Below are 23685 nucleotides of genomic sequence, written 5' to 3'. Positions count from 1 at the left end.
GTTTATACATTGTTTGGGTAAATATCTGCACCAGGATGATTAGGTGCAGATGCGCTTATTGTCGAGTGTGATTAAGCAATGGCTCACATCTTTATTGAGCATAATTGTTTTGTGCAGTGAAGCGTTCAGTTAATTGCGTTCTAATATCCCATAATGTGGGGAAAAATTTCATAAAAATTCGCTGTGCCATGGCATCCGTTAATGTGCCTTTTGTTCCAACAGTTTTGTGACCTAGAGTCCGAATTACCATATTATAGTGGCGCATGCGCCATTCCATAATCTGTTCATCCCACTTAATGAGGGCTTCACATAAATTAAAAACCTCATTTTGTGCTGGCTGGGTGTAAATCGTCATCAAATCAGTTTTTGTATGTTGAATATAATGGTTAAACTGCGCATTCAAATTTCTGCCATTAATCGCCACATCACGCCAACCTGGTGATTCCACACCTGATCCGGTGCCAAATGCAGGGCGAATAGTTAAAAAACTCCAAGGTGTGAGATGATTGAGTATATTGATTTGTTCAGTAATCAAATGAATACACTCGGTGGCGCGTTGGATAAGGGCGATTGCTAAATAGATTTTGTGTTCTTTTAGCGCGCACGTGGCTTCTATGATTTCCTCATTATTGAGTTTCAACCACAGTTCAGATGATTGATGCGTAATTTGGAAGAGCAGTTCATCTCTGTGTAGCCACTCTTCTTTTGTGCGTTGCAATGATAATAGTGTTTCTGTTCTGATGTATTTTTCATAATCATTTTTTCCTTCGCCAGATAGAAGGGATTGTGAAAAATCATGAGGGGGTATGCTACTTTTTTTATTCATAAATCACCTCTCTTTTTAAGTGTAATTACTTAATATAAAGGGAAATATAGGCATGAATAGCACTAAAAATTATAGGGGGGCTAACAAAATATATTAAGTAATCATAGCCATTTATGCCGGTGTTTTGTTAAGTTGTTTAATCTTTAATGATTGTCTTGATGTTATGTGAGAAAAAAGGGGGTATGAATGTAAAGCTATTCATTTTTTAACCTGTAAAAATGACGTTTATCGACTCTTTGAAAGCCAAACGTCACAGCGTTATTTATTATTTTTTGCATTATTTTCCAGAATCAATACTTTCTTCTCGGCTCTCTCATTGCCTTTTTCCGCGGCAAGCTTATACCAACGTAATGCCTTTGCCTCATTTTGCTCAACCCCCATTCCATATTGATAACATGCACCGCTTGCATATTGCGCATCCGCACTATTTTGTTGGGCGGCTTTAATAAACCAGTGGCAAGCTTTAGTTTGGTCCGCCTTGATACCATCACCACGAGCATAAATTAACGCTAAATTAAATTGGGCTGAAACTTCACCTTGCTGGGCTGCAAGGGTAAGCCATTTAATGGCTAACTGCGTGTTTTTTTTCGTTCCTTGACCTGTAAGGTACAACATACCGAGACTATTTTGTGCTGGAGAAAAGTTAAGGTCTGTGGCTCGCGTGAAATACTCAAATGCAAGTGGGTAATCTACTTTATCATACATACCCGTTACCGCTTGATAGCCTAATAAATAGAGTGCTTGCGGGTGGTTTTCTTTTGCGAGCGTTTGGTAAATTGCCTGTGCTTTTTTCGGATCTTTTGTAACTGCTTTGCCTTCTTCGTACCAGTAGGCAAGTGTTAATAGTGCAGCAGGGAAGTGTTGCTCAGCGGCTTTCTTTAGCCATTGCTCTGCCTCTTGCGGGTTTTTCTCTAAAGCATTGTCAATGCCATACAGCGTATATTCCGCCATATTCATTTGGCCTATAGGGTCGCCATTTTCAGCAGCCAATTGCATCCAATACAACATTAACTTTTCATCTTTAGGGGTACCTGAACCTTCTTGGTATATGAGTGCCAGGTTAATTTGGGCTTTACTGAAACCTTGATTAGCAGAGAGAAGGTACCATTTTAAGGCATTGTCGAGCTGCCCGTGTGATTGATAAAACATGGCTAAATTGAATTGCGCTTCAGATTGCCCTTGAGCGGCGAGTTCAATCAGTGATTTTTCGTCCAGTGGTGCGCTAACTTTTTCTGCGAAAGCGGAAGGAATGAATAAACAGCTTATCAAAAATAAGGGTAAAAAATTTTTTTTCACAGGTATTTCCTTCGCGCCATATTGCTTGAAAATCATTTAAGGTAAATTATCGTGTTGCAGAGTTCAGTGCAATCATTCGGTTGATTGTACATTATTATCAATAAATCAAATGGTTAATTATTGCTATCAAAAATAGAATAAAAAAAGATGCAAAAAAATAAAAAAAGATGAACTTTTTTTGAGTTTAACGAGTCTTAGTAGTATCTATATTACTGTTTACTTGCGTAAACATTCATATATTTACCCTCATCATTCATTTCTTTACACGAAGTAATGTAATAATGCATCTATGTAGTGATAGTTTGAATTTAGCAAAAAGATCCTTGAGTAGAATGTATTATGCCCAGTTTATTTACTGGGCTTTTTTTTGTCTAAAATTCCTGAACGACATCCTTTCACACAGATATAACCGTTCTTCAATTCATAAAATGCCGTCTCCCTACCGAGATTATGTCCAAGTTAACGGGAGGATACAGGGTGAAGAGGGTGTGACATATCCCATGGATATAATTTAAATATGGAATAATATCCTTAACAATAGAGAAACAACTGATTAATTAGTGGTCGATAATAATATTGTGATTTTGTAAAAAATTGAAGTAAATCACGATAAAATCTGATTCATATGGTAATTAATACTAGCTAATTCTTTAATTTTGGTGCATAAATAACGTATATGGCTTAATTGATTGTTGCGTTCTTGGCGGGTTATCTGCTTGTCTTAGTTGAATAAATAATCAAATGTGCTTTAACTCATTGAATTTTATGTTTGAGATCTAAAAACAATTCTACACACGTTTTTTGTTTGTTTTGAGGTCAGGGAATGATGCTCGTCCAGTCTGTAGTGAGTCTTTCCAACGTTAATTCTTGAGATCATAACAATGCGAGAGCGCAGTGAGCGTTCCGTGGTTTTTTTGCATATGTACAGGTTGTACTAGAGGTAACTTGTGTCCACAACAAATAATAAAGAGGAAGTCAGTCTTAACGCGTTTAAGCAACCTCGCTCGTTCTATCTCATCTTTTCTATCGAACTCTGGGAACGTTTTGGCTACTACGGTTTACAAGGTATTTTACCTATATACCTTAGCCAAGTTCTCGGCATGTCAGAAACCGAATCCATCACCTTATTCTCTGCATTTGCGGCATTAGTTTATGGCTTTGTTGCAGTAGGTGGTTGGTTAGGGGATAAAATCTTAGGGACAAAACGCGTTATCGTCTTAGGAACACTGACCTTAATAGCCGGTTATGCATTTGTCGCTTTCTCAGGGCATGATGTGTCGATGGTCTATGTTGGTTTAGCGACGATTGCGGTGGGTAACGGTTTATTTAAAGCCAATCCGTCTTCTTTATTATCAACCTGTTATGAAAAAGATGACCCGCGTTTAGACGGCGCATTTACCATGTATTACATGTCCGTTAACATCGGTTCATTCTTCTCTATGATTGCAACCCCTTGGTTGGCAAAACATTATGGCTGGGACGTTGCGTTCTCCTTGAGCGTAGTTGGCCTTATCATTACACTGATTAACTTCTACATGTGTAAAAAATGGGTTTCCCAACATGGCTCGAAACCTGACTTTGCCCCTGTGGTGATCTCCCGCCTAGTGGCAACCGTGATTGGTGTTGTGGCATTAATCGCTATTTCAACATGGTTATTGCATAACTTAGGCGTTGCACGTACGGCTTTAGCAATTATTTCTTTAGGTATTTTAGTTATCTTTATTAAAGAAACACTTGCATTAAAAGGCACAGCACGTCGCCGTATGTTTGTTGCATTAATTCTGATGTTAGAAGCGATTGTTTTCTTCGTTTTATACAGCCAGATGCCAACCTCATTAAACTTCTTTGCATTACACAACGTCGAACATGAAGTTTTCGGCTTCTCTATCGAACCTGCACAGTATCAAGCATTAAACCCATTGTGGATCATGATTGGTAGCCCAATTTTAGCAGCACTGTACAACAAAATGGGTGACAACTTACCGATGCCGCATAAATTTGCGATTGGTATGGTTCTGTGTTCTGCGGCATTCTTAGTGCTGCCATTAGGTGCAAAGTTTGCTAACGAAGCGGGTATTGTTTCTGTTGAATGGCTGGTAATTTGTTATGGCTTCCAAAGTATTGGTGAGCTGATGATTTCCGGTCTGGGCTTAGCGATGGTTGCACAATTAGTACCACAACGTTTAATGGGCTTTATTATGGGGGCATGGTTCTTAACGAACTCTGCGGCTGCCTTTATTGCAGGGTATGTTGCCTCGATGGCAGCAGCACCAGAAGGCGAATTAACCAGTAAAGTCGAATCATTAGCTGTATACAGTGATGTATTCTTGAAGATAGGCTTAGTGACTGGCGCGATTGCGATTATTATGGTGTTAACCGCACCAATGTTAAATCGTATGACGCTGGACCGTGCTGAGTAATTATTTAAAAAGGGCCGGAAGGCCCTTTTTAATGTATATGGAAAATTAATTAAAATAGCGGTTATTGATTATCTTTAACGAACGGGAGCGACCACTAACGAGAAGCGTGTTCGAAATACGGCTATAGGCATCTGTTGAAACTCCCCCCATTAAAACGGTCGGCGTAATTGCGGTAGCAGCAAAAATTACATCATCGGTATTGACCATTTGTTCTAAAGATAAAACCTCACCAATTTCAATGCCCATTTGTTGGCAACGTATAGCTTCTTGTGCGGCAAGCAGTCTATTTTCTTCACTATCACCTTTAGCCTTGTCACGGGGGATCAATCTCGCTTGCATATCGCCACCTAAAGCACGGGCGATAGCTGCACTGATGATGCCTTCTGGCGCGCCACCAGTACCATACATCATATCAATTGGATGTTCTGGCAGTATTGTCAGTAATGATGCTAATACATCACCATCAGGAATGGTAATTACATTAGCACCAAAATTACGGATAGTTTTGATGATGTGTTCATGACGCGGTTTGTCTAAAATTGCGATAGAAAGGTGTGAAATCGGTTTATTCAATGCCGAAGAAAGAAGCTCAAGGTTTTTTTCGATAGGATGGCTTAAATGAACGGCACCTTTTGCAGCTGCTCCAACAACGATTTTTTCCATATACATATCAGGTGCTTGAAGTAATGAACCCGTCGGTGCTGCCGCAAGCACTGCGATGGCATTTTGCTCATTACACGCCACCATACGGGTACCATCTATTGGGTCAACGGCAATATCAAGCCCTTGATTACCTGATTGTGTACCGACTTGCTCGCCAATATAAAGCATAGGGGCTTCGTCGATCTCCCCTTCACCAATCACAATTTTTCCATGAAAATCAATTTCATTAAGACGATTTCTCATGGCTTCGACGGCGGCTTTATCAGCAGCATTTTTATCTTGTTTACCAACCCAATCGAAGGCTGCAATGGCAGCAACTTCGGTGACGGAAGCAATAGCAGAGGCTAACTCATCACTGATTTTCATTATTTATTAATATCCCAGATGCTTAAAAGAAAAAATATTTAGCACTATGATACGTTTTTTGTGATCTATCTGGCAAATAATTGGTGATAAAACCAGCGAGGAAAAATGAAAGAGAGAGCAGGTCAAAGTTGACCTGCTCTAATTAGGGGGTTAGAGCATTTCTACAATGGTAATACCACCAATAATAGAAATCAGCGCCGCGAGGGTACTCAGTAACACGGTTCCTGCGGATGTTTCTGTATAAGCTTGGTTACTAATGGCTAAAGCAGGGACTGCCGTTGCTGTCGGTAATACACCAATAATAAAGGCGGCTTTTAGTAGGTCATCTTGTAAACCTAACGCAAGGCCTGTCCCTAATATTAAGGCGGCTTGGACAAAGTTCTTAATAAAGACGTTAAAGATAATTTCTTTGCTAATAGTTAGTTTAATACCTGAAAGTAACAAACCGAGGAAAAAGAGGGCAACACCACCCGCAGTTTTTCCTAATTCATTGACAGAGTTTTGTAATATCTCAGGTAGTTTCACGCCAAAAATAGCCAGTAATGCACCGAGAATGGGCAAAAATACTAAAGGTTGAGCAACAGCTTTACCTATCGATTTTAAAACACTATGACCTTGTTGAGAGCCGCTGATCATCAATAAAGTAAATGGAATAATGATCACAGTATAAATAAGGTTACCTAATACCATCGCAATCAACCCAGATGACCCGACAGTTGCCAATAAAACAGGTGGCCCACAGTAAGCCATATCAGGGAAAGAGACAGACAGTGCCTGCATAGCTGCATCTTTTTTATTGTGACGGAAAACGAATTTACCAAAAATAAACCCAATAACGTAAGAGACAATTAACCCGACTGCTAATGCTAATAGGTAGTCGACATTCAGCAATACCGATGGCGGAGCTTGCGCCGCCGCAAGAAATAATGCGAATGGTAAGGCAATTTTGACAACAAAGTCTGCAAATGCCTGTGAATATTCTCTTTTAATAAAACCATATTTCCCAGATAGCCAACCAACAGCTAAACCAAGAACGATTGGGCCAAGTGCAGCGAGGATGATATGGAGTAGCATGAAGAATTCTCCTTATACTATTCTTCTTATTTCGACAAAATGTACAAAGATATTAATAATTCGTCTTTACCTTCAGGAACTATTGGGAGCGCATTTATTAACTAACACAAAATAACGATTAAAAATTAAGTTTATTATCATTACATGATAGTAACTTTCTGAATTGGTTTGGATATTATTGATGGATATGTGTATATACATATCATAAATAATTAAAAAAACACTATTTAAATTTATATTTTTAAAATTATGAAAGTAATTATCTTAAATGGACTATTGAAAAGTAAAAGTACAATTTAATATACGGCGTATTTTGAATATCACCAAATGATGATTAAGGGTTTTCTTAGTTACATTGGCTTTTAAACCGCGTATTAATAATGGGTTATCATTTTTTGATAAGTGTGCTTTTAGGCTCAACTAAAGCCAATTTAATGAAGTATTTTGTAACAGTTTATTACATTTGGTTGGCAAGAGAATCAATGATATCTACACTAGCCATAATCACAAAATGCAATTTTGCCATCTCTAAAACTGTGAATTTTATTATGAGGAAACCTATTTGTGGATACTTGGATACTAGTAGGGTTCATATTAGTCATTCTTGTTATACTCGCTCCGATTTTAGCGATAGTTGCGCTGAATCGTACTGGGAGAATGCAATATCAAATTTCTGAGTTAAATCAGAAAGTTTACTCACTAGAGACACAGATTGCACAGTTTAAACAATCGCAGAGTATCTCATCAGAATTCCCAATTGCAGAACAAACGCATCAAGATATTAAACAACACATCACAGAGCAACTAGATGATGATGTTGAGCAACCAATACCGCAAAATTCAGCGCTTTCAATAGAAAGCAAACAAGAGATAGCCGCTGAAAACTTAGTCGTTTACCAACAAGCAGAATCTGTGGATAATATTGAGCGGGTGAAAGATACCCCTATCACGGCGCTACCGCCGGTAACAACTTCAAATAATCTTGATGTTGATCCAAACCGGTTTAACAGAAATTCGTCATCCAAAGTAAATCCAAATCGGTTTAATAGCGCTAACGAAAATACAACAAAAAATGCACAAGATTGGGCTACTAATCAATATACGCCAAGTAATGATAAATCAATATTTGGCCACTTCTTTACTTGGTTATTAAAAGGAAATCCCGTTGCTAAAATTGGGGTTTTACTATTATTCCTTGGTGTTGCTTATTTATTGAACTACAGCGTACAAAACGAAATTATTTCTGTGCAAATGCGACTCGTATTTAGTGCGGTAGGGTGTCTAGTTCTATTAGGTGTGGGCTGGTGGTTACGTAATAAAAAAGCGCTGTTTGGTTTAATTTTACAGGGCGGGGGAATAGGCTGTTTATATATCACTATTTTTGCCGCCTTTAAGTTATATACCATGTTGCCGTATGGAATGGCATTTGCGTTTATGCTGCTTATTTGTTCAGCTAGTATCGCACTCGCGTTATTACAGCGTACCATCAGTTTAGCTATTCTTGCATCATTAGGCGGTTATTTAGCACCTATATTACTATCCACTGGTGGTGGCAGCCACGTTGTGCTTTTCTCATACTACTTGATGTTATCAACAGGTATTTTAATTATTAGTGTGTGGCAAGCATGGAGACCATTGAATCTAGTTGGCATGGTCATGACTTACGGAGTAGCGGTTTTGTGGGGGCTGGATAATTATCAATCTGACTATTATCTATCTTGCCAATTATTTATTATTGCGAATCTGATCATTTTTAATGCGCTAACACAGCTCTTTTCATTACGTTTTGAACATACGAAACAACTCCTTGTTGATAATACATTATTATTTGCGCCTCCTTTTATTAGCATTGCGCTGCAATTCTTTATTGCTGAAGGAGTAGGGTTATTACCTGCATTTATCTCGTTGTTAATTGGTTTGTTGTACCTCGTGGCTGGGCTACAGATTCATAAGCGTTATAAAGGAATTGGTAAAAACATGGCACTTGGCAATATTATTATTGGAGCTGGGTTTGTAACACTTGCCATACCATTAGCGCTGACATTTGAGTGGACTTCTATTGTCTGGTCATTAGAAGGATTACTGCTTCTGTGGTTTGGTTTACAGCAAAACCAAAAGAAATTAGCCGCTGTAGGTTCGTTGCTTATTCTAGTGAGTGTTATTACCTTATTAAGTGACTACCCATTCTTATATTGGAGCCGTAGTAGCACTTATATGGTCCCAGTATTACTTGTCGCTTGCTTTGGTGCGGGTGGTTTATTCCATATACGCCGCAATGAAGATAGTAATTATTCGTTATTTAGTTATGGTTTTTTAGTTATGGGAATAGTGGCATGGTATTGCTGGCTGCCAATGTTTACCAATATCCTTTCGTGGAGCCGCGAGTCCGAAGCCTTTATTATGCTGGTCTTAGTTGTGATATCGGTATGGTTCTGGCGGCTATTTGCAATCCGTATTAATTGGGTTCCTTTACTTATTTGCCAATCTTTCTTATGGATTGCGGGCTATTACTATCTCGGCATTGATTTCTTAAATGATGGAAACCCGATGGGGCGAGGTGAAGGTTCCTTAATTTGGCCAGTCGTATTAGGCAGCTCCATATTATTTGTGATCCACGCTTATAAGCTTCGCAACCCATGGATGCAAAGAGTATTACATGGCGCGAATTTATGGTTAATCCTTGCCTTTATTGCAACACAAGTAAATTGGTTTGTTTCTATTCTTCCATGGGGAATGCAACATGAAATGGGCTATTTTATTTATGTCATGGCGATAACATTAACGATTTTAGTCTTGTACTGGTTACAGCAAAATAGAATGCCACCAATGAAACGTAATGGGCTTATTTATTGGTATAGCCTACTTCCTGTTATTGTTGGGTTAGTGGTTTTATCGGGATATGCAAATCTAGAAGATGGTAAATTAACGTTCTGGAATTATATTCCGCTGATAAATCCATTAGATGAAGCTGGGTTGTTTAGCATTGCTGCAATTATTTTATTGCGTAAAGGCTTTATACAAAAATTGCGTAAAGTGACAGAGGTAGATTTCTGGATTATTCGAATGTTACTGGTGGCAATTATCATGCTCGCAGGCCTTTGGTTTAATGGCATACTCATTCGAGCAACTGCTGACTTTGCAGGGCTTAATTGGCATTATGAAACATTGTTTGATTCGCGATTAGTACAAACTGTCCTGTCAATCAGCTGGGCTCTTGCAGCATTAGTGTGTGCAGTGATTTCGGCAATCAAGAAAAATCGAATTTGGTGGTTCTTCGGCGCAGGTATTTTTGCTTGCGTCATTGCAAAATTATTCTTAATTGATATTAACGGACAAGGCGGAATCACCCGTGCTGTTTCATTTATTGGTGTGGCATTAGTTATATTAATTGTGGGGTATTTTTCTCCTTTGCCGCCAAAAGAATCAAAAGGGAAAGCCGAACAGGAAACGCAATCATGAGTCTACGTAAATACAGAGGGCTACTTGCTGTCTTTTCATTATCTTTATTATTTTCGAGTCATGTATATGGTGAGGATGTTAAAGATAATTCGCCTTATAGTTTTTATCAGGGAGCTGAAATTGATATTTCAGACACAAACGAGCCTTTTTATTGGCTTGAGCTACCTGCGAATGCTTACTTTAATTCTGCCTATCCAAATACATTACAAGATATTCGCGTCTTTAATGGAACTGGAGATGAAGTTCCTTCAGCACTTTTCTATGATGCTGAAAAATCTATTTCTAAGGCTAACGTCTCATTGACGCCTCAACATTTAGTTGCACGCCTTGATAATGTGAATACTGATGAAGATATGCGCCGAGATAGGCAATATCTTCTTGTGGAATCTATACCAGGTAAAGTAAACCGCCTTGAGTTGCCTAATACACAGGTAAAAGATAAAGCATCTTATCGAGCCTATTTATTGGCTCGAAATGAGAGCCAAGACAAAAATGCGGCAATTAAAAATTTAACACTGGATTGGGCCAAACATGGAAAAGATTGGCAAGCAAAAGTGTTTATTTTTACTAGCAATAATAAAGAAGACTGGGTCAATGTAGCAACAAATCAACCCATCATGAATTTAACATTGAATGACCAAGCTGTTGCAAGTAATCAAATTGAGTTATTAAATGGCAATGAGCAAGCTTTGAAAGCGCCTTACCTTTTGGCCGTTATTGCTAGCGCGCCTGATGTTGTTACTCCCGACTTACTAAAGGTAAATGCAGATGTGGATGTGCTAAAAGCAACGCGCCGCCAAGAGTCATTCCATTTTGAAATGACCAATGATGGTGTTTCACGGGAACATGTTATTTACCAGTTACCTGCTATGCAGCCTTTAGATGAGTTACAAATACAATTACAACAATCTAATCGTGTTATTCCTCTAAAAGTGGAATATTCGTCAGATAGAGGGGAAAGTTGGTCGCCATTAACAAATATTGTGGCATATAACCAGTATACAGATGGTGAAACGGTCAGTAATGCAAACGTTATTTTAAACGGTGAAATGATCCGTACATTAAGAATTTCTGCATTAAAAGGAAGTTGGGAAGATCAACCTCCCCGTATTGTGGGTAAACGAGATGCACTCAATTTGATATTTAACGTGCAAGGGGCTGCCCCTTACCTATTAGTGTGGGGAAATAAGCAGGCGGCACAGGAAAATTTAACGTATAACCAATTAATTGGGAAAACCTATACAGTTGCAGAGTTAATGTCGAGTTATCCCGTAGCTTATCCCGACGCTGAAATTGTGCCGTTAGGGGGTGTTGAGAGGCTGACTGCGACCAACCCTGTTGATGAAGGTTCAAATTGGCTAACAATTGCATTATGGGCTTTATTGTTTATCGGAATTGTCGTTTTGCTCTATTTTTGTTGGTATTTGCTTAAGGAAGTGAATTCTGGGAACAAAAATGAGAAAGGTGAGTTATAAAACCTTTTTATTATTTGAATAAATCTGAATTAAAAGAGAGCTAATTGCTCTCTTTTTGATTTTTTAAATATCTAAATAGCTCATTCAGACAAATATAGACATGATTTTACTGAATCATTAAAACAATTACGTACTTTGTGTTTTTTTTGACAGCCTTTCGCGCTAAAACATAGTTTAGTGAGAGGAGAACATGATGAAGAATACTTTATTCGCTCGTTTATTTATCGGCATTGCGTTATTTACTGGGGCAACTTTATTTGCTCAAGCCGCAGATAATACAGTATTAACTGAGATTACCCCTCGTGTGATTACGCACGAATATGTGCAGCTACATCAACGTCAACAGGATGATGGGGATATTGAGTCTGAGCGAGAAACGAAAGAACTTGAGAGTATTTTATTGCAAGACACCACAAATGATCGACGTTTTACTGGTCGCCAATTTAATCTGAATAAAAAAGAAAAGTAAGTTGTAATTTTGAGGAAAATAGCCACTAATAGGTAAGGAATCCATTAATAGGTAGAGCAAAGGAATATAAGATGCATAAAGGTCAATGCTTATGTGGTGCAGTTAAGGTATCAACAAGTAAAGCAGTTGATAAGCTAAGTGTTTGTCATTGCAATATGTGCCAAAAATGGAATGGCGGCCCAGGTTTTAGTGTGGATTGCGGTAGTGACTTACGCATTGAAGGCCAAGATTCAATAACAACGTTTGCTTCTTCACAGTGGGGAGAGCGTGTTTTTTGCAAACAATGCGGTACGCATCTCTTTTACCACTTAATTAACCCATCAACGTATTATGTATCGGCGGCCCTGTTTGAAGACAGCAAACAAGCGCAATTGGCTATGCAAATCTATATTGATAGCAAACCAAAGTACTATAATTTTGTTGAGCAAACAGCGATGTTGACTGAGCAAGATATATTGAAAATGGTGGGGACACCGTCAAAATAATGACGAAATAATATAGAATTGTAAGGTGGGAAGTTTTCTTGCCTTACAATAAAACTGCAAATTTCCATTCTGTTTGTCATGCCAGCGACTAAAAATTGATTTACAATTAAGACAATATGCAATGAATAACATGAGTAAAAAGCGTAATGGCTGTCATTGTGATCATGTTTTGTATTTCTTTGAGGGATAACAAATGAATAGTATGAAAGGAATGCGTCATGCAAGTAATATTGCATGGGTACTACAATGGATACTGAATCTTGGTTTAATTACTTTAGCTGCTGTTTTGGTGTTCTTTTTAGCAAAAGAAACCTTTACGATGGCATCTTTAATGTTTGGTAGCTCAAAAGGAGCAACCGCTTATGAGCTCTTAGAAGGTATTGTTATTTATTTTCTATACTTTGAGTTTATTGCATTAATTATTAAATATTTTATGTCAGGTTATCATTTTCCATTACGATATTTTATTTATATCGGAATTACAGCAATCATCCGTTTGATTATTGTCGATCACAGTGACCCAATGACAACATTATTGCACGCAGGGGCGATTTTAGTGTTGGTTGTCGCTCTTTACATAGCTAATACAGAAAAATTAAAGCGCGAATAATAAAAATAATTATTCATCAAATCAATAATAAAAAGGGGGCTTATCCCCTTTTATTATTTGATGGTTTTAATTATTGTTAAATTAATTATCTAACATTTATGTAATGATAAAGAGGTTGTATCTCATCCTCGTGCAATATAAAATCTCATTTCATTTTTGTTTAATTGATTGATAAATAATATAAATATGGGAATAAATATAATAATTATTGATGGTAATAATATTACTCTGCATGGATTTGAGTTTATATTTAGTCGTCATTCACGCTGCAAATTGATAGCTTCATTTTCCTCTATTGACCAAGCCGTGGTTTGGAACCGTCATCAAAGAGCCAGTGTTATTTTAATTAATAGTGACCACTGTCACTTTGATTCCTTAAAAACGATTCAAACGTTGCGGCGCACGCAGCCTGATGTGGGAATTATCATTTATAATGTTCGTAGCAATTATTCTTTTTTCCTCAAAGCATTAGATATTGGTATTTTTGGTTTATTGAGTATTCACATTACAGAAGACGATCTCATCGAAGCGATAAAGGTGGTCAATGTAAAAAGGAGAATAATTTCCCCTGATATTGCACAAGACCTCGCGTTGCAGCGGGTTAGTCATAATAATCAACAAGATTTATATGAACTCTTGTCGGGGCGAGAACTCGAAATAATGCTGATGATTACCCAAGGTGTACCGATTAAACAGGTTGCACAGACGCTATCCTTGAGCCCTAAAACAGTAAATACTTATCGATATCGAATGTTTGGTAAACTTAATATCTGTAGTGATGTAGAATTAACACATATAGCCATTAGATATGGTTTAATTACAGTACAGGGTTTATCCGAGTGGCAGAACAGTTCGAATCAAAAGCTTTCTTAAAAACAGTGACAAACCAGCCTGGCGTATATCGAATGTACGATGCGGGCGGAACGGTAATATACGTTGGTAAAGCGAAAGACTTGAAAAAAAGGCTTTCCAGTTACTTTCGTGAAAATGTCAGTAGCCGAAAGACTGAGCAGCTTGTTAAGCAAATTGCGTCTATTGATGTTACTGTGACACACACTGAAACCGAAGCATTATTACTTGAACATAACTATATTAAGTTATATCAGCCTCGTTATAACGTGTTGTTACGTGATGATAAATCCTATCCATACCTATTTTTAAGTAAGGAAACTCATCCACGAATCTCGATGCACCGTGGGGCTAAACATGCTAAAGGTGAGTATTTTGGGCCATTCCCAAGTTCTTATGCTGTACGTGAAACGCTGACCTTAATGCAGAAACTCTTTCCTATTCGTCAATGTGAGGATAGTGTTTATAAAAACCGCTCAAGGCCTTGTTTACAATATCAAATTGGGCGCTGCTTAGGGCCTTGCGTTAAAGGTTTGGTTTCTGATGAAGATTATGACCAGCAGGTAGAGTATGTGCGGTTATTTTTGACAGGAAAAGATAAGCAAGTGTTAGCAGGCCTCGTGGAACGAATGGAGAAGGCTAGCCAAGAGCTACGTTTTGAAGAAGCGGCGCGTTTTCGTGATCAAATTCAAGCTGTACGCGCGGTGACCGAAGAGCAATATGTTTCAGGTGAGGGGGACGATCTCGATGTTATCGGCGTTTCTTTTGAATCAGGCCTTGCTTGTGTACACGTTCTATTTATCCGCCAAGGTAAAGTACTTGGTAGCCGCAGTTATTTCCCTAAAATTCCAGCAGATACCCAACTTGATGAAGTGGTTCAAACTTTTTTAGGGCAGTTTTATTTACAGGGCAGCGAAAATCGTACATTACCAGGGGAAATTTTGCTTGATTTTGCCCTGACAGAAAAAGAGTTACTCGCTCAGTCATTATCTGAGTTGGCGGGACGTAAAATTAATATTCAAAGCCAGCCTCGGGGCGCAAGAGCTCGCTATTTAAAATTAGCCCGTACGAATGCCTCGATTGCGTTATCCACTAAAATAGCGCAGAACTCAACAGTGCAACAACGTATGGCTGCGTTATCGAAAGTGGTTCATCTAGAAAACATTTCACGTATGGAGTGCTTCGATATTTCTCATACTATGGGGGAACAAACGGTCGCTTCTTGTGTGGTGTTTGATAAAACGGGGCCAGTAAAATCAGAGTATCGCCGTTATAATATCTCAGGTATTACTCCCGGTGATGATTATGCGGCTATGCATCAGGTGTTGACTCGTCGATATGGCAAGCACCTTGATGAAGAAAAAGTCCCCGATATTATCTTTATTGATGGCGGTAAAGGGCAATTAGGGCAAGCAAGAGATGTTTTTGATTCTCTTGAGGTTGACTGGGATAAAAACCATCCTTTATTAATTGGTGTAGCAAAGGGTAGTGACCGTAAGGCGGGGCTTGAAACGCTTTTCTTAAAGCCAGAAGGCGAAGGTTTCGCTTTACCACCTGATTCACCTGCATTGCACGTGATACAACATATTCGCGATGAATCCCATAACCATGCGATCACTGGCCACCGCCAACGTAGAGCTAAAGTGAAAAATACCAGTGCATTAGAGTCGATTGAGGGCGTTGGGCCTAAACGTCGTCAAATGTTATTAAAATACATGGGTGGTTTGCAACCATTGCGTAATGCCAGCATAGAAGAAATCGCAAAAGTGCCCTCGATCTCATACGCGCTTGCAGAAAAGATTTATAATGCATTGAAACAGTAAGTGTCTTAGGGCAACATATTCATAATACCCAACTTGGTCAAAAAGTTAGTGAGCGTGATGAAATTAAACATACCAACGTGGCTGACATTATTTCGCGTCATCCTGATACCATTTTTTGTTTTGGCATTTTATCTCCCTGTCACTTGGGGGCCATTCGCCTGTGCATTGATCTTTGTTGTTGCCGCAGTGACCGATTGGTTTGACGGTTTTTTAGCACGGCTTTGGAAACAAACCACAAAGTTTGGGGCGTTTTTAGACCCTGTCGCGGACAAAGTGATGGTGGCAACTGCGCTTGTTTTAGTCACTGAAAGCTATGATGTCTGGTATGTAACATTACCTGCCGCAACCATGATTGCACGTGAGATTATTATTTCTTCATTGCGTGAATGGATGGCGGAGATTGGTAAGCGTAGCAGCGTTGCGGTGTCTTGGATTGGTAAATTTAAAACAACGGCACAAATGATGTCGCTAGTGGGGCTGTTATGGCGTCCAACACCGTTAATTGAAAACCTGTCTATCGGCCTAATGTATGTTGCTGCCATCTTAACATTTTGGTCAATGTTCCAATATTTAAAGGCTGCGTGGGGCGATTTGAGCGAAGCGTGATCGAAATGATTGAAAAAACAGCGAACGATCCAATTATTTCAATAATTGTATTGACTCGATAGGTGAAATCAGTAGAATGCAACGCATCGAACGGCAACATGGTTTACGAAAATAAATAAGTAAATCAGCCAGTTTGATAGCATAAGCTGAAAGTTAAGCTTAACGCGGGAATAGCTCAGTTGGTAGAGCACGACCTTGCCAAGGTCGGGGTCGCGAGTTCGAGTCTCGTTTCCCGCTCCAAATTTCGCAAGAAATTCGGATAAGGCGCGTTAGCAAAGCGGTTATGCACCGGATTGCAAATCCGTGTAGCTCGGTTCGACTCCGGGACGCGCCTCCATAATTTAGCCCAGGTGGTGAAATCGGTAGACACAAGGGATTTAAAATCCCTCGGCCTTTAGGCTGTGCGGGTTCAAGTCCCGCCCTGGGCACCATCTTGAAGTAAGAGAATCATTTGATTCCTTTTATTTTAAGTTAAGAGGATCTTTATACGAGCGTCTACTCCAGTATATTGATTAACGGGTGAGTTAACTTATCCCTCTCGAAAGAGAAAATACAATTTGGCCCAGGTGGTGAAATCGGTAGACACAAGGGATTTAAAATCCCTCGGCCTTTAGGCTGTGCGGGTTCAAGTCCCGCTCTGGGCACCATCACTCTTAACATTGTTAAGTTTGTCAATTAACCACCTTCAGGTGGTTTTTTTGTATCCATCACTTCCCCTCTTATCATTCAAACGATTGATTTCTAATAAAGCTTTTTCTATGTAAATTAACACGAAACTCGTGTAAAAATCGGTAAGTCAGACCGTTCTGCCAGTTATTTATGTCATTATTCAATTTTTAAGAAAGAGACTGGCTATGTCACACATGAAAACAGAAGTTGTGGTTGTTCGTTTAACAAAGCATGAGCGTGCTTTATTAGATGCGGTGAAAACAAAACCGTTATTAGCGGATTGGTTAAAAGAAATCGCAATGGCAGAGGCGAAAGAGCAAGAAAAAAGGAAAGTTAATACATGAAGCAAAACACGTTATTCAGTGAGGTCATTTAATTCGATAAAAACGATGTTGTTTTTTGATTAATCAGCCGTTTTTGATAGTATCCAATTAGATGACTTAATTGGGACGTGTTAAGTAATGATAAAAGGAATTTTAATTACCTTCTTTATTTTTGTATTAGCGGGTTGTAATGCTAACAAACTGGAAGCTCCCTACGGCTTTACGTGGGGGCAGACACTTGCTGATTTGAAACGATTGAATTTAGTTGGGCTACAATGCACTGAGTTTCAAGAAAACGGTGCGCTGTGCTCTACACCAAATACGCCAACTATCAAAGGGCGGATGTTTTTATTGATGTTTTCACGAGAAGAAAACACGTTGATGCTTATTTCTGCTCAAGGAAAAGATAGCCGTGATCAGGCTGTTATTTTGGCAGAGTATGATGAAATTAATCAAAGAATGTATGAAAAATATGGCATCCCAAAGAAAACAATTGAACGGTATAAACGCGACTCTTTTTTCTTAGATAAAATATCTGATGATGAAACGACACCATTCAAACGGGTATACGAGCAAGATGGGATGCAAATCATGGTGGGGATCGTCAGTAATTCACATTTCAAAAAAATTCATGACAAAAAAGATATAATTTACTCTGTCATGACTATTCATAATTTAATTTCGAATAAACCACAAGAGATTATTACGAAAAACGAAATTGAGTAAAAATACTTAATTTGATTATAAATGCGTAAAATTTTCATCTGGTTATACTTAAACTTCAACTAAGAAAATTCCCGTAGATGAAATAAGAGAATGATGATGAACTCGATACCATTATTTTTATGGCCATTGAGACATTACATGAAAAAGACGTTGGTACTCGCACTACTATTAACGATAATTCCATTATCGTCACAAGCAGGGTCTCACTATTCTAGTTGCGAAAAGAAAATCATAAAGTTAGAAAAACAGCTGCGTCATTTATCTCATCATGAAAATAGACACAAAATTGCCAAAATAAAGCAAAAAATTCATGAAATTGAAGATAAATGTTATGACAGCCGTTCAGGTGCAACACGTATTTATGATAACTATCCACGTGGAAAAACGAGTGAATTAGAAAGAGAATTGGACTCGTTAAGGCGTGTCATTGAAGCATTAAAGGACTTAAAATAGACAAAACTGGTCTGTTCACCATGTTTATTTTTCTCCAGCCTTAAGTAAATGGAGAATATCAGGTATATTAGACGCTGATTGTTAGCTACCAAGAAAGAATGACTATGATTATCAAACCTAAAATTCGTGGTTTTATCTGCACTACAGCTCACCCAGCAGGTTGTGAAGCCAATGTTCGTGAGCAAATCGCCTATGTTAAATCACGTGGCGAATTAAAAAATGGACCTAAAAAGGTTCTGGTTATTGGTGCATCCACCGGTTACGGTCTAGCTTCTCGTATCAATGCTGCATTTGGCAGCGGTGCGGCAACTATCGGCGTATTTTTTGAAAAGCCAGGTAGTGAGGGCAAAACAGGCTCAGCTGGTTGGTATAATTCAGCTGGTTTTGACAAGGCTGCCAAAGAAGAAGGGTTATATGCAAAAAGCATTAACGGTGATGCCTTCTCTGATGAGTGCCGTCAAACAGTCATTGATTTAATTAAACAAGATTTGGGCCAAATCGATTTAGTGGTTTATTCACTGGCATCACCAGTACGTAAAATGCCAGAAACGGGTGAGCTCGTACGTTCAGCGTTGAAACCGATTGGCGAACCGTACAAATCTGTTGCGTTAGATACTAACAAAGACGTATTGATCGAAGCGGTTGTTGAGCCTGCGAATGAACAAGAAATCGCTGATACTGTTAAAGTGATGGGTGGTCAGGACTGGGAACTGTGGATGAATGCGTTAGATGAAGCAGGTGTTTTGGCTGATAACGCACAATCAGTAGCTTATTCCTACATCGGTACCGATTTAACGTGGCCAATCTACTGGCACGGCACTTTAGGTAAAGCAAAAGAAGATTTAGACCGTGCAGCGCATGCAATTAACCAAAGACTGCAAGCGAAAGGCGGTTCAGCCTATGTTGCAGTATTGAAATCAGTGGTTACGCAAGCGTCTTCTGCTATTCCTGTTATGCCATTATATATCTCTATCGTGTTTAAAATCATGAAGGAGCAAGGCATTCACGAAGGCTGCATCGAGCAAATTCAACGTTTATTCGCAACTAAGTTATTCAGCGGTACTGCACCAGATACCGATGAAAAACACCGTCTGCGTTTAGATGATTGGGAATTACGCGATGATGTCCAAAATACGTGTCGCGAAATTTGGGAACAACTTAACGATAACAACATCAATGAGTTGACCGATTACCAAGGTTATAAAGCTGAATTCTTGCGTTTATTTGGTTTTGGCTTGAATGGTGTCGATTACGATGCAGATTTAAGTGGTGAAGTTAACTTTGAAGTGATTGAACTGGTTTAATAAACTAGATTTCATTCATGTAATACATAAAGCCCGCATATACATGCGGGTTTTTTTATAGGCTAATCTAGCGATGAAGGTATTTTACTTTTAACAAATAAAATAAATTGTTGACTTTCATTTTCTGATGCAAAGCTACGTGCAGGGATAATTACTGCATAGACTCTATCTAAAAATAAATACAATAGATCACCATCCGTTCGGATAAACTGCACAGCACTCCACTTTATCAATGAAGAACCTTGAGCGCTGGTCTCATGTATACCTTCATCATCGAACCAATATTCACGTTCAATAAACAAAAAACCATCATCATCGGGAATCGCTTTATTAAAGCTTTGTACCATACGCAGCGCAAAGGTAATAAAGAGTAATACAGCCAATAAAAAAGAAATAAAAATTATCGGCAATGTAGCTTGAAAATATCGAAAGGTAAGAGCGCAAGCGATAATGAAAACAAGTATAAAGAGCGTAAAAGGTAAGCTGCTTGTTTTCTTTTTCGAAAAATAATGGTTTTTAAAACAGTAGCGACTGAACCTGATGTAATCAGTGCGGTTAAGTGAAACCAAAATTGGATTTATCATAAACGGATATCTTAATTATTTTTATCAAAAAATAGGTGTTGTTGGGATAATAGCGGTAAGCGCATCAGGTGTAAATCTGCGAGAAACGATTTAGGTTAATATTCGGGCGAATGCCCTCTAACGATATTTGTCCAGTTGGAGAGTTCGAAATTAATGTTTCTATTACCTGCTTTAATGAATTTAAAAATACTGATTTTAGTCGTTAAGGTAATAGGGTAATTTAGCATTAGAATATTATTTTGTGATAAAGGGAGTTACGAATGTTAGTTGTTGAGATGCTAAGCACCGGTGATGAAGTTCTACATGGCCAAATTGTTGATACCAATGCTGCATGGTTGGCCGATTGTTTTTTCCAACAAGGTCTCCCTTTAAGTACAAGAACGACCGTGGGTGATAACCTTGATAGCTTAGTGAATATTTTTTTAGAACGAAGCCAGCATGCAGATATTCTCATTGTGAATGGAGGGCTTGGGCCAACCAGTGATGATCTCAGTGCATTCGCTGCGGCAAAAGCAGCGGGGGTGCCATTGGTTGAGCATACACAATGGATTGAAGTGATGGAACGCTATTTTATCAGCCGCGGGCGAGTCATGCCTGATACCAATCGTAAACAAGCATTACTCCCTGAAAATGCTGAATTAATTGATAACCCAGTGGGGACGGCTTGTGGATTTTCAATAATGCTTAACAACTGTATGTTATTTTTTACCCCAGGCGTACCATCTGAGTTTAAAGTGATGGTAAACGATCAAATACTGCCTCGACTACGGGCACGTTTTACCTTATCCGAGCCACCTATCTGTTTACGCTTGACCAGTTTTGGTCGCAGTGAAAGCAGTTTGGCAAAACAATTTGATCACATTGAGTTACCTGACGCTTGCGTGCTAGGTTATCGCTCTTCTATGCCAATCATTGAATTAAAATTGACAGGGCCTGCTTCTCAAAAAGCGCTTATGGAACAACAATGGCACAGCATTAAGCAAGGTGTCGGAGATAACTTGATTTTTGAAGGTACTGAAGGCTTCGCTAAGAAAATCTGCAAACAATTACAAGAAAGGCAATTAAAAGTTGCAGTGAGTGAACAGTTTAGTGCTGGGCTATTAAGTTGGACACTAAGTTCAGAAGGCGCTTTAGATAACATGAGCCATGTGATTAGGAATGACCCAGAACAAACACTCACAACATTAATAGACTGTGCAAAAAATATTGCTAAAGACCAATTAGTTCCTCTAGGATTAGCAATAGGGGAATTTGATGGTCAATTTTTAAGTTTCGCATTATCAACCCCTGAAAAATGCTACGCGCAAAGAATACATTATTTACCTAATAATCACTCAAAGAAAGAAAAGCAAGAAGTCAGTGTGATGCTTATGTTAGATATGCTTTCTCGTTGGTTAAACGACCGAGAAGTTATCGGATACTATGAATGGTTGGTGCAGAGCGAGACGCTAATTTTGGAATGCTAGGTAAGAGCGTTTATCTGAGCAATAAGTTAACAAATTAAGGGGATTTATGGGAAAAGAACTTTCTGGTGGATGCCTTTGTGGTGATATTCGTTTTCTAGCAATATCTCCTCGTAATATTCATTCTTGTTCATGTGATATTTGCCAAAAACATACAGGCGCACAAACGGCTGTATGGTTAGAGTTCTCGGCTGAAAATGTTGAGTGGATTGGAAAGGGCGGGAAACCTGCAACCTACCAGTCATCTGATTATTCGAGCCGAGCATTTTGTGCTAAGTGTGGTAGCTCACTGGGGGCTATTGATGATGAACCTACAGTTGCATTATTAACAGGGGTGATGGATGAACCTGCTCAGTTAGCTCTGCAATTAGAATATCATTCATTCGTTGATTTAGCGCCCGCTTGGTGGTGCCACTTATTTAATTATGAACAGTAATGGAACTTTCGCTTAGACGTGTTAAGGTCGTAAGAATTCCTGCAAATAGTAATGGCTAGCTAATGGCTTTAGATAAAAATGGCTATATTCGTATTCTTGAAACATTGCCTTATCAACCCGAATTTCAGCAACTCATAACAGAGTCAGTCAATCGACTCCGTGCTTTATTAAACAAGGATCTTCACAGTGTTTATATCTATGGCAGTGTGGCGAAAGGGCAAGCAACGCCATATAAATCCGATCTTGACCTCTGTGTTATTGTGAATCAGCCTGTTAGCCAAATGGAAGCATCTTATCTAGCGCAGCTGCAGGAGGCTTTGGCTTCAGACTACCAAGTGGTTAGTAAGGTCGATTTTGATATTGGTACTTACTCAGAGGTGACGGATAAGGCTAATTTATATAGCTGGGGTTATTGGATAAAACACAACTGTCGCTGTCTGCATGGAGATGACCTGAGCAAAAAATTTATGTCATTTTTGCCTTCAAGAAAAATTGTGGATGCGGTAAATGGTGATTTTATCGATGTATTAAATGGTTATATTCATAAGGTTGATGCTTGTAATGACTTAATGAATCGGAAACTCTTACAAAGGGCAGCGGCTAGGAAGTTAATTCGTGCTACTGATCTTTTACGTAAAGAAGAAGATAAAGATTGGCCTGAGAGTCTTGAGGATTATGTGCAAAAAATAGTACTGCGTTATCCGACACAAAAAAGGCAGTTACAGTATTTTTTAGCTCAGGCTCTAGAACCTTTAATGGATGACCAGCAATTTACCGCTAACCTAAAGGTGCAGATGAATTGGCTCTCTGAAGAAAGGGATAATATAAAGAAACGTTAAGTGGTTATCATTCGTTAGGTTGTATTGCTTCAATAATATAGTTAAAGCTTGAGATCCCTTTTTCACAGGCTTTATTTTTTAAAAGTGAAGGTGTTTTATCAGTAGTAATTTTAAGTGTAGATAATTGATTTGCATATGTCTGTGCTCCAATAATATTGGGGTTGTTGTTTAGGTACTCAACCGCAGTATCGACCTTTTGATAAAAATATTCGCAAGGTTTATCACTCATTTCTATCGCTTGTAATTCTTTTAAGGTATTGGGTATTAATTGTTCTGAATTTTGTTTAAGTAGCGTAACATACTCCCCAGATTTAACCTGCTCAACTAAGGTTAATACTTTATTTTTCATATTAAAAAACATGGCGATAGCAATAATTAGAGCCACGACTAAAATAATATTGATGGTAATACTAATTCCGAGAAAATACTTTTTCATTGCATTCCTTGATTGAAAAATTGAGGGGGGG

22 protein-coding genes and 4 tRNA genes are annotated in these 23685 nt (G+C 38.6%); 20 read left to right on the top strand and 6 right to left on the bottom strand.

Features of this window, described 5'->3' with window-relative positions; translation table 11 throughout:
• Positions 1-91 precede the first annotated feature (91 nt).
• Positions 92-826: a tryptophan 2,3-dioxygenase family protein gene (locus ABWP91_RS05350; protein WP_353242380.1), complete on the bottom strand. Its 735-nt coding sequence runs from the start codon at positions 824-826 to the stop codon at positions 92-94.
• Positions 827-1084: 258 nt separating this feature from the next.
• Positions 1085-2122 carry an SEL1-like repeat protein gene (locus ABWP91_RS05345; protein ID WP_353242379.1) on the bottom strand — a complete coding sequence of 346 codons (1038 nt, stop codon included), beginning with the start codon at positions 2120-2122 and terminating at the stop codon, positions 1085-1087.
• Positions 2123-3069: 947 nt separating this feature from the next.
• Here ABWP91_RS05345 and dtpA point away from each other — a divergent pair.
• On the top strand, positions 3070-4542 hold the full coding sequence (gene dtpA / locus ABWP91_RS05340) for a dipeptide/tripeptide permease DtpA (protein ID WP_353242378.1): 1473 nt from the start codon (positions 3070-3072) through the stop codon (positions 4540-4542).
• Positions 4543-4587: 45 nt separating this feature from the next.
• Here the strand turns inward: dtpA and glpX are convergent, their stop codons facing one another.
• Both glpX and ABWP91_RS05330 read right to left on the bottom strand, forming a co-directional pair.
• The gene (glpX, locus tag ABWP91_RS05335) at positions 4588-5565 is read right to left on the bottom strand and encodes a class II fructose-bisphosphatase (RefSeq protein ID WP_353242567.1); all 978 of its coding nucleotides are present in this window, start codon (positions 5563-5565) and stop codon (positions 4588-4590) included.
• A gap of 156 nt (positions 5566-5721) precedes the next feature.
• Positions 5722-6645, bottom strand: coding sequence for an AEC family transporter (locus tag ABWP91_RS05330; protein ID WP_353242377.1), 924 nt, complete (start codon positions 6643-6645; stop codon positions 5722-5724).
• Between the two features lie 564 nt (positions 6646-7209).
• Between ABWP91_RS05330 and ABWP91_RS05325 the strand changes: the two genes are divergently transcribed.
• From ABWP91_RS05325 to fabV, 16 genes are all read left to right on the top strand, one after another.
• Positions 7210-10104, top strand: coding sequence for a DUF2339 domain-containing protein (locus ABWP91_RS05325; RefSeq protein ID WP_353242376.1), 2895 nt, complete (start codon positions 7210-7212; stop codon positions 10102-10104).
• A complete protein-coding gene (locus tag ABWP91_RS05320; protein ID WP_353242375.1) occupies positions 10101-11579 on the top strand; it encodes a DUF3999 family protein in 1479 nt (492 codons plus the stop codon). Before ABWP91_RS05325 ends, ABWP91_RS05320 begins: the two co-directional genes overlap by 4 nt.
• 190 nt (positions 11580-11769) lie before the next feature.
• Positions 11770-12048: a hypothetical protein gene (locus tag ABWP91_RS05315; protein ID WP_353242374.1), complete on the top strand. Its 279-nt coding sequence runs from the start codon at positions 11770-11772 to the stop codon at positions 12046-12048.
• Between the two features lie 71 nt (positions 12049-12119).
• Positions 12120-12533, top strand: coding sequence for a GFA family protein (locus ABWP91_RS05310; RefSeq protein ID WP_353242373.1), 414 nt, complete (start codon positions 12120-12122; stop codon positions 12531-12533).
• A 202-nt stretch (positions 12534-12735) separates the two neighbouring features.
• The gene (gene psiE, locus ABWP91_RS05305; protein WP_353242566.1) at positions 12736-13143 is read left to right on the top strand and encodes a phosphate-starvation-inducible protein PsiE; all 408 of its coding nucleotides are present in this window, start codon (positions 12736-12738) and stop codon (positions 13141-13143) included.
• A 186-nt stretch (positions 13144-13329) separates the two neighbouring features.
• Positions 13330-14016, top strand: a complete 687-nt coding sequence (locus tag ABWP91_RS05300) for a LuxR C-terminal-related transcriptional regulator (RefSeq protein WP_353242372.1) — start codon at positions 13330-13332, stop codon at positions 14014-14016.
• A complete protein-coding gene (uvrC, locus tag ABWP91_RS05295; RefSeq protein WP_353242371.1) occupies positions 13983-15815 on the top strand; it encodes an excinuclease ABC subunit UvrC in 1833 nt (610 codons plus the stop codon). Before ABWP91_RS05300 ends, uvrC begins: the two co-directional genes overlap by 34 nt.
• A gap of 57 nt (positions 15816-15872) precedes the next feature.
• The gene (pgsA, locus tag ABWP91_RS05290; RefSeq protein WP_353242370.1) at positions 15873-16421 is read left to right on the top strand and encodes a CDP-diacylglycerol--glycerol-3-phosphate 3-phosphatidyltransferase; all 549 of its coding nucleotides are present in this window, start codon (positions 15873-15875) and stop codon (positions 16419-16421) included.
• A gap of 164 nt (positions 16422-16585) precedes the next feature.
• Positions 16586-16661: transfer RNA gene (locus ABWP91_RS05285), tRNA-Gly, on the top strand.
• 23 nt (positions 16662-16684) lie between these two features.
• Positions 16685-16758, top strand: a tRNA-Cys gene (locus ABWP91_RS05280).
• Positions 16759-16765: 7 nt separating this feature from the next.
• Positions 16766-16852: transfer RNA gene (locus ABWP91_RS05275), tRNA-Leu, on the top strand.
• A 129-nt stretch (positions 16853-16981) separates the two neighbouring features.
• Positions 16982-17068, top strand: a tRNA-Leu gene (locus ABWP91_RS05270).
• A gap of 207 nt (positions 17069-17275) precedes the next feature.
• Positions 17276-17434: an MbeCy gene (locus ABWP91_RS05265; protein ID WP_353242369.1), complete on the top strand. Its 159-nt coding sequence runs from the start codon at positions 17276-17278 to the stop codon at positions 17432-17434.
• Positions 17435-17551: 117 nt separating this feature from the next.
• Entirely contained in the window at positions 17552-18139 is a 588-nt protein-coding gene (locus ABWP91_RS05260; protein ID WP_353242368.1) for a hypothetical protein, read from the top strand.
• Between the two features lie 138 nt (positions 18140-18277).
• Positions 18278-18592: a DUF1090 family protein gene (locus ABWP91_RS05255; RefSeq protein ID WP_353242367.1), complete on the top strand. Its 315-nt coding sequence runs from the start codon at positions 18278-18280 to the stop codon at positions 18590-18592.
• A 104-nt stretch (positions 18593-18696) separates the two neighbouring features.
• Entirely contained in the window at positions 18697-19896 is a 1200-nt protein-coding gene (fabV, locus tag ABWP91_RS05250) for an enoyl-ACP reductase FabV (RefSeq protein WP_353242366.1), read from the top strand.
• 62 nt (positions 19897-19958) lie between these two features.
• Here the strand turns inward: fabV and ABWP91_RS05245 are convergent, their stop codons facing one another.
• Positions 19959-20480 carry a YcxB family protein gene (locus tag ABWP91_RS05245; protein ID WP_353242365.1) on the bottom strand — a complete coding sequence of 174 codons (522 nt, stop codon included), beginning with the start codon at positions 20478-20480 and terminating at the stop codon, positions 19959-19961.
• A 260-nt stretch (positions 20481-20740) separates the two neighbouring features.
• Between ABWP91_RS05245 and ABWP91_RS05240 the strand changes: the two genes are divergently transcribed.
• The 3 genes from ABWP91_RS05240 (at position 20741) to ABWP91_RS05230 (ending at position 23218) form a co-directional block, all read left to right on the top strand.
• A complete protein-coding gene (locus tag ABWP91_RS05240) occupies positions 20741-21946 on the top strand; it encodes a nicotinamide mononucleotide deamidase-related protein YfaY (protein ID WP_353242364.1) in 1206 nt (401 codons plus the stop codon).
• 46 nt (positions 21947-21992) lie between these two features.
• On the top strand, positions 21993-22379 hold the full coding sequence (locus ABWP91_RS05235; RefSeq protein WP_353242363.1) for a GFA family protein: 387 nt from the start codon (positions 21993-21995) through the stop codon (positions 22377-22379).
• Between the two features lie 62 nt (positions 22380-22441).
• The gene (locus tag ABWP91_RS05230; RefSeq protein WP_353242362.1) at positions 22442-23218 is read left to right on the top strand and encodes a nucleotidyltransferase domain-containing protein; all 777 of its coding nucleotides are present in this window, start codon (positions 22442-22444) and stop codon (positions 23216-23218) included.
• 7 nt (positions 23219-23225) lie between these two features.
• Here ABWP91_RS05230 and ABWP91_RS05225 read toward each other — a convergent pair whose 3' ends face one another.
• A complete protein-coding gene (locus ABWP91_RS05225) occupies positions 23226-23654 on the bottom strand; it encodes a hypothetical protein (protein WP_353242361.1) in 429 nt (142 codons plus the stop codon).
• Positions 23655-23685: the final 31 nt, after the last annotated feature.

Source organism: Providencia sp. (genome assembly GCF_040396775.1).
GTDB lineage: Bacteria > Pseudomonadota > Gammaproteobacteria > Enterobacterales > Enterobacteriaceae > Providencia.
This window is presented reverse-complemented; position numbering and strand designations above follow the sequence as displayed.